The following is a 13103-nucleotide window of genomic DNA, read 5'->3' as shown; positions in this document are numbered from 1 at the left end:
GGACTAAAGGCAGTTTTGCATTGGCGACCCTCGAGGAGGGTCGCTTTTTTTGTGTCATAGACACTTTTCTACAACCAAGCCCGGATCACTAGTCATGCATGGCTAGATCCGGCATCTTCCGCTTTGACTCTCAATCAAAATCAAAGATTCCTGAATTCCACTGCGTTCCATCAGAAATGACGCACGGATCAAATTGAGAACGTCATTCCGAACCTACCTTTTCGGCAGCAGGCTCGATCCGGCACCTTCAACCTCCCTCAAAAACAACAGCAAGTAATACACATGCCTCACCATCTCATGAGAAGGGTAGACCACATCCTTTTCAGATAAGTAATTAAAGAATAGGTCCTCGATGCTTGCATGCAAGTCCTTGGGGGATACGGACTCAAAAAGATTTCCCAGAGATTGCAGTTGATGTTGCGAAAGATTTTTTGATTCCATGTTGACGTGCTGATTCTTAAAACGCTAATATAACGGATACGTTATAAGATATTGGAATTTAGTCCACCAAATTCCGGTATGGAAAATGATAAGCTGATCTTATTGGGAGAGCGAATAAAAAAGGCACGCGAGAAGCAAGGTTTAACGCAAGAGCAGCTAGCCTACAGCATCGGTAAAGATCAACCTTCCATCAATCGCGTCGAAAAAGGTAAAATAAACCCCAGTTATCTGTATTTGCTTGAGCTAGCTGACGGATTGGGAGTTAGTGTAAAGGAGTTGTTGGGATAATTTAAAAGGCTATGCCTTCTAAAGAAGCATTCTTTCGACAAGTAGGTAAACGCATAGATGAAATCAGGCAAGAAAAAGGCCTGTCCTTTCCAGAACTCGCAAATCGCGCGACCATTGAAAAATCCAATCTGGTCAAAATCACCAAAGAGGGCAAGAACATAACCATAGGTACACTTTGGAATATTTGTAAGGGGTTGGAGGTGGAGGTTAAGGATTTGGTTTGAGGAGCGTTTGAGTTTGTAATCTTAGATTCCAAGAAATGTAAAATAGATAAGTGCCACAATAGCTATTCAAGCCATTCTTCTTTCTTCAATTTTTTAAGTGATCTGTAAATTTCGAAATGGTGGTTTAAAACTGATTTAATTCTGATTTCATAAACATTGCCTCTTTGCAATTTTTCCTGAAGTTCGTAATCAACAATAAGCTTACATCGATTTCCTCGTTTTTGTTCAGAACATATTTCAGCATTAATTTCCCATTGATTTTTCAGCAGCCTCTTTCTGAAAATATAGAGTACAATTATATCTTTTGGATTAAACCAAGGATGTTTGATTAGAGGCCCATATAAAAAGAACTCTAGCCTTATCCTTTATTTCAGGTAAAGATTTCGACTTGAAAATTTTCCTATTCGATATAAAAAAATTCAACATTATTTCTCTTTTAAGTGGCGAATAACTTAATACAGCATCAATCTATCCCGCACCTTATGCGATATACTCCCTCCAAACTCCCCAATACCAAACCCCTAATTCTTAAATAAACATGTGTTGTTGGCGATAACAGGCACGGCGATAAATTAAAACGGTGTATTCAAATATACGCTTTTCTCAAGTTTTTGTCAATTAACTGTAGTAGGGAAGTAGGATATTGTTAATAGACTTATTAAAGGCTTCACGTTATGTCATACAGAACCAATGGATCGAATAAAATAATAATTAAATAACTTTATCGAAATGACTCATTGACTTACATCAAATGATGTTAAAATATTATAAGAAAAACCGCAAGAGAAAATCTTCAAAAAAGGATAAGTGGGACAAGATGCAAATCATATTCTCAGGGCTTACGCCTATCTTACTTTTGATTTTTGGGTCGCTCCTGACATTCCAATTGGATCAGACTAAGATTGAAGTAATAAAATCTGAAGCTAAAGTTAAACAAGCAGAATTGATCAAATCTTTCCTTGAAGATTTGTCGAGTTCAAGGGCAGAGAGACAGAGATTAGCGATAGATGCCATTTTTTTTGCGCTGCCTTATGATATATCACTAGACTTGTTGATTGGATTTATTGAAACAAGCGGAAATTCAAGGACTACAGCATATGCAAGCCAGCTCATTGGTAATCCAAATAGATCTGAGTTGGACGTTTTTGATGAATATGTTATATGGATTCGCAGTTATGAAAAATCAGAAGGACTTTTTGAGAAGTTGTTGGACTTAAGAGATGCAATTGATTCTAGTAACTACCCTATTTGGAGTGAAGATTTGCATATAGTAAGAGATCCAAAAGATTCAAAGAAATGGTGGATTGTAATGGACACTTTTACAGGCCCATCATACTCGGACAAGGTTAATGGGGAATTAGAGTACATCAAGAATATTTATAATGTTAGCGATAACTTCTACCTTCAAGATTGGTTCAAAGATGCTTCCGTTGAGGAATATCAGTCAAAAACCTTCATAAGAACCTACGGTTCTTCAAAAATTATTGAGAAATCATTCCACTAAAGTATGATTTGGGACCATACCTAAGTGATACTCATGCTTATACCTGTATTGCTAACAGTTTGTAAGTTATGAACAGAAATTCAATCGATGAACTCAATGAATGTTGGACAAAAAGTAAAGTCTAAAGACTCTGCAACTCAAGGAAATTTCTTTGATCTGGCTTTAAAGATTCCTCGTTCTTCGGAATGACACCAAGATAATGATAGGATCGCTTGAAACTAATTACTAGTAACTCATCACTAGAAACTAAAGGCCCGCCAAACTCTCCTCCAGCGTCTTCACCTTCGCTTCAGCATCTGCCAGCTTCTTACGCTCCATGGCTACCACCTGCTCAGGTGCGCCATTCACAAACTTCTCATTGGATAGCTTCTTCTCTACAGACTTCATGAAGCCTTTAGTGTAGTTCAACTCTTCCTCGATTTTCTTCTTCTCCGCCTCAATGTCGATGTTCTCTGTCGCAGGAATGAAGAACTCATCCGACCCGATCACAAAGCTAAAGGCATTCTCCGGCTTGTCGCCGCTTTGGATACTCGAGAGATTACTGAGTTTTATCAAGGAGTCCCCAACCTTAGCGATGGCTTTTGAATCCGTGGTTAGTTCCAGGGATTCCTTGGGAGAAATACCTTTAGAGTTTCGGATGTTGCGAACACCGGAGGTAATCTCAAACAAGAGATCAGCCTCTTTCAACACAGCCTCATCAAAACTTTCAGCTTTTGGCCACTTGGATACAATGATCGCTTCCCCATCTTTTCGGTCTTTCAGCTCATGCCACAGCTCCTCCGTAATGAACGGCATGAATGGGTGAAGTAGCTTCAATACTCGTTCAAAGAGCTCTACCGTAGCTGCATGTGTCTTTGCGTCGATCGGCTGACCATACTCAGGTTTGATCCACTCCAGGTACCAGCTGCAGAAGTCATTCCAGATCAGCTTGTAGGCCGTCATCAATGCATCAGACATGCGGAACTTAGAGAAGTGATCTTCCAATTCTGTCAAGCCTTTGTTGAGCTTGCTCTCAAACCAGGCGATGGCTTGAGTGTTTATTGCTGGCTGCTCGGTTTCACTTATTTCCCATCCTTTCACCAATCGGAAAGCATTCCAGATTTTATTAGAGAAATTTCTCCCTTGCTCCACCAACTTTTCGTCAAACAGCAAGTCATTTCCAGCCGGGGAACTGAACAGCATGCCTGTTCGCACACCATCTGCACCGAATTGTTTGATTAAGTCTAAAGGATCGGGTGAGTTACCTAATGACTTTGACATTTTGCGTCGCTGCTTATCCCGCACGATTCCAGTCAAGTATACATTCTCAAACGGCTTTTCATCCAGGTATTCGTACCCGGCAATCACCATCCTCGCTACCCAGAAGAATAGGATCTCTGGAGCGGTTACAAGTGTCTGAGTAGGGTAGAAGAACCTCAGGTCTTCGTTCTTACTCTTGTCAATCTTCCCGGTTTCCTTGTCGAAGCAGTTATCATTGAACCCATCAAACACTGCAATGGGCCACAGGTTCGAAGATGCCCAGGTATCCAGCACATCTTCGTCTTGCCTCAGGTCATCAGCAGTCAAACGATCATTTCCAGAAGCTTTTCTTGCTTCCTCAATCGCTTTCTCGATGTTGTGTGCAACCACAAAGTCATTTTCCCCTTGACCATAGTAGTATGCCGGAATGCGCTGACCCCACCACAGCTGACGAGAAATACACCAGTCACGTACGTTCTCCATCCAGTGGTTGTAGGTATTCTTGAACTTGGCAGGAAACAACTGAATTTCATCGTCCATCACTGCTTTGTGCGCTTGTCTGGAGATGTCTTTCATTTTGATGAACCACTGCAACGATAGCTTAGGCTCCACCACAGAATTAGTGCGCTCGGAGCGTCCAATTTTCGTGATAAACTCTTCTTCCTTCACCAGGATTTCAGCTGCCCTCAGATCTTTGACGATCATCTTACGCACCTTGAATCGATCTTCGCCGACATACTTGTCTATCTCACATTTCTCATTCAAAGTACCATCCAGATTGATGGTATCTACTGTTTCCAGGTTATGACGCTGACCAATTTCATAGTCATTGGGATCGTGTGCGGGCGTTACTTTCAGACAACCGGTACCAAAATCCAGCTCTACATAGTCATCCCCGATAATGGGAATCTCCCGATTGATGAATGGAACCAAAGCTTTTTTGCCAATCAGATGTTTGAAACGATCGTCGCTTGGGTTGACAGCAATACCTGTGTCACCCATGATGGTCTCCGGTCGCTGCGTAGCGATAGTTACAAATTCATCCGAGTCCTTGATCTGATATTTTACGTGATAGAGAACAGCCTGTTCACCATCTTCTTTGTAGATCACTTCTTCATTGGAGATGGTCGTTTGTGCCTCTGTGTCCCAATTAACCATGCGCAAGCCACGATAGATGTAGCCTTTCTTGTATAGGTCTACAAACTGTTTGATTACGGCATCATGATAGTTAGGATCCATGGTGAACCCTGTCCGCTCCCAATCACACGAAGCCCCTAGCTTCTTCAATTGCTCAAGAATGATGCCTCCATATTTCTCCTTCCATTCCCAGGCGTGCTTCATGAATTCTTCTCTGGAAAGGTCTGATTTCTTGATGCCTTGTTCTCGTAGCATGCGCACAACCTTTGCCTCTGTAGCAATGGAGGCATGATCCGTACCGGGAACCCAGCACGCTTCTTTGCCTTCCATGCGTGCTTTTCTGATAAGCACATCCTGAATGGTATTGTTGAGCATATGTCCCATGTGTAGGACGCCGGTGACGTTAGGGGGAGGTATTACGATGGTGTACGCTTCTTTGCCAGTCTTGGGTGTGGCATGGAAGAAGTTTTGGTCCATCCAGTACTTGTACCATTTGTCCTCTACTTTGGTCGGGTCGTATTGTGCAGAAATACTCATGAGTGCTCGTTCGTCTCGTTAAATTTTTTGAAGCCGCAAAGTTAGTAGCTCTCTTACTTCTTTACCGCTTTGTGGATGCAATTATGCCGTGCATATTTGCAGTACCAGAATAAAAAAATAAAAAATGGAAATAGCTGCCAATAATCCCAACCTGAAATCATGGGTAGAAGTACCTGTCGATTCGGACTTTCCCATCCAAAACCTGCCGTTCGGTATTTTCAAAGAGAGTGGAAAAAAACGGGCAGGAGTAGCCATAGGAGATAAAGTCTTGAGCCTTGCCGGGTTACAAGATCATGGTTTGCTAGACGGCCTGGGATTACCTGAAGGCATATTTGATCGAGAAGTACTTAACAGTTTTTTGAAGTTGGGTAAGCCGATGGGCAGGGCAGTTAGAAATCGGATTTCGGAATTGTTACAGGAAGGTAATGAGGAATTGAAGAGTCATTACGCCCTTGGATCGATCTTGTTTGAGCAGGATCAAGTGAAAATGTGTCTTCCTGTTCAGATTGGAGACTACACGGATTTTTATTCCAGTGAGCAGCATGCCTACAATGTTGGGTGCATGTTTCGCGACCCGGACAATGCATTGATGCCCAACTGGAAACATATACCTGTTGGCTATCATGGGAGGTCTTCTTCAATCATCGAATCAGGGGTACCGATCCACAGACCCAAAGGTCAGCAGAAGCCCAATGATGACGAACCACCAGTTTTTGGTCCATGTAAGCTGCTGGACTTTGAACTAGAAACGGCATTCATTACCTGCGGATCAAATGAATTGGGTGAATCCATTCCCGTCGACAAAGCTGAAGACCACATTTTTGGCATGGTGCTATTCAACGATTGGTCAGCAAGAGATATTCAAAAGTGGGAGTATGTACCATTAGGGCCATTTCTCGCCAAGAATTTTGCTTCATGTATTTCTCCCTGGATTGTGACCTTGGATGCATTGGATCCATTTCGAATCCCGGGTCCGAAACAAGATCCTAAAGTGCTTCCATACTTGGAGTATGAAGGGAATAAGCACTTTGATATTGACCTGGAGGTGGCTATTCAACCTGAAGGTGGCGAAGAAAAGGTTGTTGGGAATTCCAACTTCAAATACATGTACTGGAATATGGCTCAGCAGTTGGCCCATCAGACAGTCAATGGATGCAACATCAATACCGGAGATATGTATGGAAGTGGAACGATCTCAGGACCAGATGCGAGTCAATTTGGCTCCATGCTGGAGATCTCTTGGAAAGGAACTAAGCCAGTAGCTATGGCTGACGGTACTGAGCGTAAGTTCATTCAGGATGGTGACACGGTGATTATGCGCGGACACGCTGAACAGAATGGCGTGCGCATTGGTTTTGGTGAGGTATCAACAAAAGTGTTACCAGCTAAGAAGGAAAATTAACCAGAAGTGTCATTCTGAGCGCAGCGAAGAATCTCATTAAAAGAACGAATTGGAATTATGACAATTGACCCTAAAGACATCCCAGTCCCTCAGCTGCATGGACACCTGCTCAGCGCAGTAGCGCCACGACCCATCGCATTTGCCAGTACAGTAGACAAAGAAGGGAATGTAAACCTGAGTCCATTCAGCTTTTTCAACGTTTTCAGCGCCAATCCTCCAGTGATGATATTCTCACCTGCCAGAAGAGGGCGAGATAATACGACGAAGCACACGTTGGAAAATGTGAAAGAACATGCAGAAGTAGTTGTGAATGTGGTCTCTTATGACATGGTGCAGCAGATGTCACTGAGCAGTACAGAGTACGAAAAAGGAATTAATGAGTTTGTGAAAGCAGGATTTACAGAAGTGAAGTCGGAACGCATTACTCCCCCAAGAGTGAAAGAAGCTCCGGTTTCCTTTGAATGTAAAGTCATAGAGGTAAAGTCACTGGGTGAGCAAGGAGGAGCAGGGCAGTTGGTGATTTGCGAGGTTTTGCTAATGCACATTGCAGATCGTGTATTGGATGAAAATGGCAAGATCGATCCGAACAAAATCGACTTGGTGGCAAGAATGGGAGGAAATTGGTATTCCAGAGCAAAAGGAGATGCTATATTTGAAGTAACCAAACCTCTGACAACCATGGGCATAGGCGTAGACCAAATACCTGACAGAATCCGGACAAGTACGGTTCTCACCGGCAATCATTTAGGACAGCTGGGCAATGTAGAAGCTTTACCTTCGGCAGAAGAAGTGAAAGATTTTGAAAATGAACCAGAAGTTCGGTCAATCCTCGACTCATTCGATGATGACGAAAACATCCAACTGGAGCTTCATAAGTTAGCAGCTGATTTACTGAATGAGGGTGAGGTAGATACAGCCTGGAGAGTGTTGATGATAGGATAGTTGCCAGGCAACAGTAGAATTTATCTACTAACTCAGTCCCGCAAACTTCACATTTGTAGATCTCCAGCGACCAACTTGCAACTTATAGCTAATTACTTGCAACTCTTAAATGAAAGACAACTTTTCCAGCCAATCCGATGACTATGCAAAATTTCGTCCGATTTACCCACAAGAACTGATCGATTTCTTGCTATCTCTTACATCTTGCCATGACACTTGTTGGGATTGCGGAACCGGTAATGGTCAGTTAGCAGTGGCGCTAGCTGAGAAATTTAAGAAGGTCCATGCTACAGACATCAGCGAGAAGCAGCTAAGTAATGCAACTCAGAGACCAAATATTGAATATTCCAAACAACCGGCTGAGCTAACTGATTTCCCTGATCAGCATTTTGATCTAATCACAGTCGCACAAGCTGCTCATTGGTTTGATCATGAAAAGTTTAACAGAGAGGTTAAGCGCGTGTTGAAGCCGAATGGAGTTGTTGCACTCTTTGGATACGGGTTGGTGAAAATTGAAGGGGAAGTTGGCCAAATCGTTCAAGATTTTTACTGGAGCGTAACTAAACCTTACTGGGATCCAGAACGAAATCACATTGAGGAAAAATATCAAACCATCCCTTTTCCTTATCAAGAGATTCAGGCAGATCAAAATTTTGATATCATTGATGAAATGACCTTAGAGCAACTCACAGGATACATCGGCACCTGGTCTGCAGTTCAGCATTACATCAAGGCGAATGGACATCACCCCGTCGATAAGCTAAGGGCTGATCTTAAGAAAATTTGGAAGGAAGGAACGCTTGAAGTGACCTTTCCCGTTTTTATACGAATGGGGAAAGCTAGCTAAAAGGCAAACCGTTCCTTAAACTCCTCCAATTCTACTTTCAATTCCCTCGACTCGAATCGCTCTATTTGATTAAATAATTTACTATCAGGACTGATCTTCAGTTCACGTAAATTCATGTGCTGATTGGTAAAGAGAAATTCCAGCGTTGGATAAACCTCCTTGAGCACATCCACAATGTCAAGTATTTGAAGGTTCTTATCCACCAAGTTATACGTTCCACTTTCCACCTCTTTTGTGACCGTCTGCGCTAAGGCATCACACAAAGAGTCTACATGAATAAAAGCTCTTGATTGCTTTCCATTTCCATTGATCTGGATTCGATTGGTGAAATTGGCATCAAACATGAAACGATTGATTACCGCATCAAAACGCATGGATTTGCTATAGCCATAGACATTTCCTCCTCGAATATTGATGGCATTTTTCTTCTCTGCTAACCGATTCACATGCTCTTCCCCACGTAGCTTGGAGATGCCATAAAAAGTAGAAGGAGATGGGATGGTATCCTCACCAGCTATCATTTCACTCGCTCCAAAAACAGATGTACTACTGAGATAAATGAATTTTGAGATGTCTGATTCTTCTGCACAATAAACGACCTCAGCAGTTCCCCAATGATTGACTTGCTCGTAAAAATGCGGATCCGTATTGGCGAAAGGAGTAGTCACGATTGCCGCCAAATGAACAACCACGTCAGCATCCTTCATGAGCTTTTTTAGCTGACGAGTGTCAAGGATGTCTCCTTGGACGGATTGGATTTTTTCAGCATGTTCATACTCATCACCCAAGAAAAAATTGTGATGACCTTTGCTTAAGTTATCATAGATGCTGATTTTTTCTATCCCAGCTTGGGAAACGAGATGCTTTACCAGTTTCGTTCCTATGTACCCGGCTCCTCCGGTTATGAGTACTTTCATTATTGTAGTGAATTTGTAATGAGTTAATTAGTAAGCGTGATAATCAATTAGTCTACTTTAAAAACTAATCAACTATTTAACCAAGTCTGTATGAAGCCCACATTCTACTTTATTGAGTCCGAACCATCTGGCCTCTCGATCTTGCATATCTAGATCCATCTTTCGGGTACAGGGCTCGCACCCTATGCTGATGTATCCTTTGGCATCCAGCGGGTGTTTCGGCAAGTCGTATTCTTTTATGTATGCGAAAATTTTGCGATTGTCCCAGTCCAGCATGGGATGAAAACGAATGCTATCGAAAGGAGCCGGTTGCTCAACTTTCATCGCTTTTCTGACAGCACTTTGATCTCCTCGTACTCCATTGATCCATACATCATGGCTTGCGAGTACGGATTCCATGGGTTGGGTTTTGTTAAGGTAGCAGCAATGATCAGGATCAGTAGTAAACATCAGCTTACCGTTCGTCTCTCGCTGCATAAATTTCGGTGTATTTGGCTTTAGGTCAACAAACTGAAGACCCAATCGATCAGTTACCTCATCCCGAAAAGAGACAGTCTCAGGAAAGAGGTATCCTGTATTGATGAAATAAACAGGAATAGAATTGTCTATTTCACTGAGAATATGGAGCATGGGAATACTGTGCGTTTGGAAAGAAGAAGTAGTGAATATCTTCTTACCATTCGATCTATATTCCTCAATTTTCCTTCTGATTTCTGGTATCTCCATTGGCTAAATTTCAAAGCAAAACAACATTGCATGGAGATAAATTCATAATTTCTCAACTGTTTATTGCCTGATCGTTTGCAGCCATGCCATACTTTCTTCCAACGTCGCAAAAAATTGATAGTTGAATTGCTGTCTAGGATCGTTATCGACTGTAAGCTCAACGGAAAGCTTTGCAATGATCTCTGGCCCTAGGCAGTATGCCTTATGCCTTATCCCGGCTTTCAAGATCATGGGATAAAACTCCTCATGCATGAATTGTTGCACTTGCGGCTCCATGGTAGGACCTCCTGCAAGGGTATTTATGATAAGCTTTGAAAACGGTTGTTCTTTGGATTGATTCTCCACAATCGCCTTTCCAAAAAAGGATACTTCTCGGATGTAATCCTCTCCAAAGATGTGAGAGGAGGCTTCTTTGAATCGTTCTTCGAAAACTCCAAGGTCTTCATGGAGTAGGATTTCCTGATATTCGTTTTCTAATAATGTTTTCATTCTTTTCTCTTTTTGAATTCTATAATCGCGTTTGTTCCAATACCATCTTCCACCTCGAAGTGGATATGGCCTTTATGTTCTTCAATGATTCTCTTGACCACAGAAAGACCCAGGCCGGTTCCTTCACCTTTTTCCTTTGTAGTAAAGAATGCTTGAAATACTTTGTTTTGAATCTCTTTCGGTATACCTCCTGCATAGTCTTTGATGGAAACAGATACTTTTTGATCGTCCTCCTTGATGCTCACTTCAATTTTCCCCCCAAAATTTGATGCTTGTGCCGCGTTCATGATTATGTTGGTCCAGACTTGTGACAATCGGTCGGGATCCCCGGTGATTTTTACATCATCAAAGTCTCTGACTATCTCAATGGAATTCAGCTTGGATCGGTAAATTGTCAGGATATTATTGATTGATTTAGGGAGACTAATCAAAACGTGTCGACCCGTGTTTCTGTAGGAATAATTTTTTAGCTCGTCGACTAATTTCACGGCTCTGTCAATTGAGTTTCTAGCAATCCAGATGGAAGTTTTTAGCATGAGATAGCTCGCTAAATACTCTATTATTCCTTTTGCATTGGGTGATTTTAATACAGGTAGAAAATCCTTTATATGCATGTGACGCTCTACATCAATCTCGGAGACTAATTCTGTTAAATCATCACTTAGCGTTACACCCAATTTGCGGAGGCTATTCTCCAATTGTTCTCTATTGTTTTTTTGACCTTGCTTATAAATCTGTTCCTTATCTATCACAAAAGACATTAGTGGAAGGACAGCCTTGAATTCTTTTTCAGATAGCATCCTTGCCACCTTGAAGGTGTCTATCGGTATTGCTGAGGCAAATTCGCTAATTATGTTGTTGGCAGCAGAAATGGCACCCAGCGGAGATTTTATCTCATGAGAGATCGTGGCGATTAGTTCACCCAAAGAGGCTAGTTTCTCCGATTCTACGAGAAGATCTTCGGTTTTTTTAAGTTCATCAAGCGTTTTATGAATTTTCTCATACGCTTGGATCAACAGCTCATTCTGAGCTTTGTACCGCTCCATTTTATGAGCTAATTCAAGTGGATCTGAGTATAATATATCGTTATCCGTGGACACAATTCGTTCTGTTAGGTAACTAGTTTAGTCCAGCGTGTAATAAGAGGTGGATGGTAAGATAAGGTCCCTTTTTTACCTTTAAGAAGTTATTCTATGAAAATAGAATACCACTCGATTTGGCATGTTTTTTTACAGATAAGCGAAATTAGTGCTAATTGAGAAGCGTAATTGAACAACTCACATACATTCGTTGTTACGAGTTCTCGTAATATTGCAACATGCACAGAGTCACTGTCAACAGGAAAGAACATTTTAATGCTGCACATCGGTTGTATAACCCGAACTGGAGCGATGAAAAGAATGAAGAAGTATTTGATAAATGCAACAATCCGAACTGGCATGGACATAATTACGAAATCATTGTAAGCTTAACTGGCGAAGTGGATTCGGAAACAGGATACGTTTATGATATGAAAAAATTGAGTGATCTTATCAAAGAGCGGGTGCTTAGTAGATTTGATCATAAAAATTTGAATTTAGATGTAACTGAATTCGAAAATTTGAATCCAACAGCTGAAAACATCGTCAAAGTCATCTATGATCTGTTAAGACCAAAAATAGAAGACCGCTACGAGATGAAAATAACACTTTATGAAACAGAAAGAAACTTCGTTGAATACCCAACATAAGGTAGATGAGTTTGGAGATGATCACGTAGGTACTTCTTACGACACTCCGTTGCGTCCAGATGCCTTTGAGCAAGACGATGAACTGAAAATCGAACTGATATCGAAACACTTCAGAGAGATTATGCAAATATTGGGACTTGACCTGGAGGATGATAGTCTGGCCGGGACACCCAAGCGAGTAGCTAAAATGTATGTAGAGGAAGTATTCTCCGGACTCAATCCTGCGAATAAGCCTAAAATTCGTCTATTCGAAAATAAGTACAATTACAACCAGATGCTTGTTGAGAAGGATATTACGTTCTACTCTCACTGTGAGCATCATTTTGTGCCAATATATGGCAAAGCACATGTAGCATACTTTTCTAGTGGGAAGGTGATAGGACTATCCAAAATTAATCGCATCGTTCAGTACTTCTCAAAACGCCCTCAGGTTCAGGAAAGATTGACTGTTCAAATTGGAAATGAAATGAAAGCTATTCTACAGACTGATGATGTTGCGGTGGTTATGGATGCCTCGCACATGTGCGTTTCTTCACGAGGGGTGAATGATACCAACAGCAGGACAGGAACTGCTTTTTTTGACGGAAAATTCAAAGATCAGGATATTAAAAACGAATTTTTGAACTACATCAATACGGATTCCTCAGACCTCTAGCCATTCATTTAAATTTCACTTAAAAA

The 13103-nt window shown here is 41.6% G+C and carries 14 protein-coding genes; 8 read left to right on the top strand and 6 right to left on the bottom strand.

Features of this window, described 5'->3' with window-relative positions; all coding sequences use genetic code 11:
* Positions 1-213: 213 nt before the first annotated feature.
* Positions 214-441, bottom strand: a complete 228-nt coding sequence (locus ABJF57_RS09735) for a hypothetical protein (protein WP_462234700.1) — start codon at positions 439-441, stop codon at positions 214-216.
* A 78-nt stretch (positions 442-519) separates the two neighbouring features.
* Here ABJF57_RS09735 and ABJF57_RS09730 point away from each other — a divergent pair, with 78 nt between their 5' ends.
* From ABJF57_RS09730 to ABJF57_RS09720, 3 genes are all read left to right on the top strand, one after another.
* A complete protein-coding gene (locus ABJF57_RS09730) occupies positions 520-729 on the top strand; it encodes a helix-turn-helix domain-containing protein (protein ID WP_462234698.1) in 210 nt (69 codons plus the stop codon).
* 11 nt (positions 730-740) lie between these two features.
* Complete coding sequence (locus ABJF57_RS09725) at positions 741-953, top strand: helix-turn-helix domain-containing protein (protein WP_462234696.1); 213 nt, start codon at positions 741-743, stop codon at positions 951-953.
* Positions 954-1770: 817 nt separating this feature from the next.
* On the top strand, positions 1771-2457 hold the full coding sequence (locus ABJF57_RS09720) for a hypothetical protein (RefSeq protein ID WP_462236070.1): 687 nt from the start codon (positions 1771-1773) through the stop codon (positions 2455-2457).
* Positions 2458-2703: 246 nt separating this feature from the next.
* Here the strand turns inward: ABJF57_RS09720 and ABJF57_RS09715 are convergent, their stop codons facing one another.
* On the bottom strand, positions 2704-5370 hold the full coding sequence (locus ABJF57_RS09715; RefSeq protein WP_462234692.1) for a valine--tRNA ligase: 2667 nt from the start codon (positions 5368-5370) through the stop codon (positions 2704-2706).
* Between the two features lie 124 nt (positions 5371-5494).
* On the opposite strand from ABJF57_RS09715, the gene fahA reads away from it, so the two are divergent.
* From fahA to ABJF57_RS09700, 3 genes are all read left to right on the top strand, one after another.
* Positions 5495-6772, top strand: a complete 1278-nt coding sequence (gene fahA, locus ABJF57_RS09710) for a fumarylacetoacetase (RefSeq protein WP_462234690.1) — start codon at positions 5495-5497, stop codon at positions 6770-6772.
* 57 nt (positions 6773-6829) lie between these two features.
* Positions 6830-7714 carry a flavin reductase family protein gene (locus ABJF57_RS09705; RefSeq protein ID WP_462234688.1) on the top strand — a complete coding sequence of 295 codons (885 nt, stop codon included), beginning with the start codon at positions 6830-6832 and terminating at the stop codon, positions 7712-7714.
* Between the two features lie 109 nt (positions 7715-7823).
* A complete protein-coding gene (locus ABJF57_RS09700; protein ID WP_462234686.1) occupies positions 7824-8561 on the top strand; it encodes a class I SAM-dependent methyltransferase in 738 nt (245 codons plus the stop codon).
* Here ABJF57_RS09700 and ABJF57_RS09695 read toward each other — a convergent pair.
* From ABJF57_RS09695 to ABJF57_RS09680, 4 genes are all read right to left on the bottom strand, one after another.
* A complete protein-coding gene (locus tag ABJF57_RS09695) occupies positions 8558-9478 on the bottom strand; it encodes an NAD-dependent epimerase/dehydratase family protein (RefSeq protein WP_462234684.1) in 921 nt (306 codons plus the stop codon). The two genes, ABJF57_RS09700 and ABJF57_RS09695, sit on opposite strands and share 4 nt — an antisense overlap.
* A 72-nt stretch (positions 9479-9550) precedes the next feature.
* Positions 9551-10204, bottom strand: coding sequence for a phosphoadenylyl-sulfate reductase (locus tag ABJF57_RS09690; protein ID WP_462234683.1), 654 nt, complete (start codon positions 10202-10204; stop codon positions 9551-9553).
* A 60-nt stretch (positions 10205-10264) separates the two neighbouring features.
* Complete coding sequence (locus tag ABJF57_RS09685) at positions 10265-10693, bottom strand: hypothetical protein (protein WP_462234681.1); 429 nt, start codon at positions 10691-10693, stop codon at positions 10265-10267.
* Complete coding sequence (locus ABJF57_RS09680) at positions 10690-11739, bottom strand: sensor histidine kinase (RefSeq protein WP_462234680.1); 1050 nt, start codon at positions 11737-11739, stop codon at positions 10690-10692. The genes ABJF57_RS09685 and ABJF57_RS09680 overlap by 4 nt, the downstream gene beginning before the upstream one ends.
* A 272-nt stretch (positions 11740-12011) precedes the next feature.
* Between ABJF57_RS09680 and ABJF57_RS09675 the strand changes: the two genes are divergently transcribed.
* Positions 12012-12422 (top strand): 6-pyruvoyl trahydropterin synthase family protein, encoded by a 411-nt coding sequence (locus ABJF57_RS09675; RefSeq protein ID WP_462234678.1) that lies wholly within the window; start codon positions 12012-12014, stop codon positions 12420-12422.
* Complete coding sequence (gene folE, locus ABJF57_RS09670; RefSeq protein WP_462234676.1) at positions 12385-13077, top strand: GTP cyclohydrolase I FolE; 693 nt, start codon at positions 12385-12387, stop codon at positions 13075-13077. The genes ABJF57_RS09675 and folE overlap by 38 nt, the downstream gene beginning before the upstream one ends.
* Positions 13078-13103 lie beyond the last annotated feature (26 nt).

The organism is Ekhidna sp. (genome assembly GCF_039940915.1).
GTDB lineage: Bacteria > Bacteroidota > Bacteroidia > Cytophagales > Cyclobacteriaceae > Ekhidna.
Note: the sequence above shows the minus strand (reverse complement) of the source record. Positions and strands in the feature narration are given on the sequence as shown.

Excerpts from the sequence above, each read along its gene's own strand:
- folE (WP_462234676.1), top strand. The coding sequence starts at position 12,385 with ATGAAACAGAAAGAAACTTCGTTGAATACCCAACATAAGGTAGATGAG.
- ABJF57_RS09680 (WP_462234680.1), bottom strand. The coding sequence starts at position 11,739 with ATGGAGCGGTACAAAGCTCAGAATGAGCTGTTGATCCAAGCGTATGAG.
- ABJF57_RS09690 (WP_462234683.1), bottom strand. The coding sequence starts at position 10,204 with ATGGAGATACCAGAAATCAGAAGGAAAATTGAGGAATATAGATCGAAT.
- ABJF57_RS09720 (WP_462236070.1), top strand. The coding sequence starts at position 1,771 with ATGCAAATCATATTCTCAGGGCTTACGCCTATCTTACTTTTGATTTTT.
- ABJF57_RS09725 (WP_462234696.1), top strand. The coding sequence starts at position 741 with ATGCCTTCTAAAGAAGCATTCTTTCGACAAGTAGGTAAACGCATAGAT.
- ABJF57_RS09715 (WP_462234692.1), bottom strand. The coding sequence starts at position 5,370 with ATGAGTATTTCTGCACAATACGACCCGACCAAAGTAGAGGACAAATGG.
- ABJF57_RS09730 (WP_462234698.1), top strand. The coding sequence starts at position 520 with ATGGAAAATGATAAGCTGATCTTATTGGGAGAGCGAATAAAAAAGGCA.
- fahA (WP_462234690.1), top strand. The coding sequence starts at position 5,495 with ATGGAAATAGCTGCCAATAATCCCAACCTGAAATCATGGGTAGAAGTA.
- ABJF57_RS09675 (WP_462234678.1), top strand. The coding sequence starts at position 12,012 with ATGCACAGAGTCACTGTCAACAGGAAAGAACATTTTAATGCTGCACAT.
- ABJF57_RS09700 (WP_462234686.1), top strand. The coding sequence starts at position 7,824 with ATGAAAGACAACTTTTCCAGCCAATCCGATGACTATGCAAAATTTCGT.
- ABJF57_RS09705 (WP_462234688.1), top strand. The coding sequence starts at position 6,830 with ATGACAATTGACCCTAAAGACATCCCAGTCCCTCAGCTGCATGGACAC.
- ABJF57_RS09685 (WP_462234681.1), bottom strand. The coding sequence starts at position 10,693 with ATGAAAACATTATTAGAAAACGAATATCAGGAAATCCTACTCCATGAA.
- ABJF57_RS09735 (WP_462234700.1), bottom strand. The coding sequence starts at position 441 with ATGGAATCAAAAAATCTTTCGCAACATCAACTGCAATCTCTGGGAAAT.
- ABJF57_RS09695 (WP_462234684.1), bottom strand. The coding sequence starts at position 9,478 with ATGAAAGTACTCATAACCGGAGGAGCCGGGTACATAGGAACGAAACTG.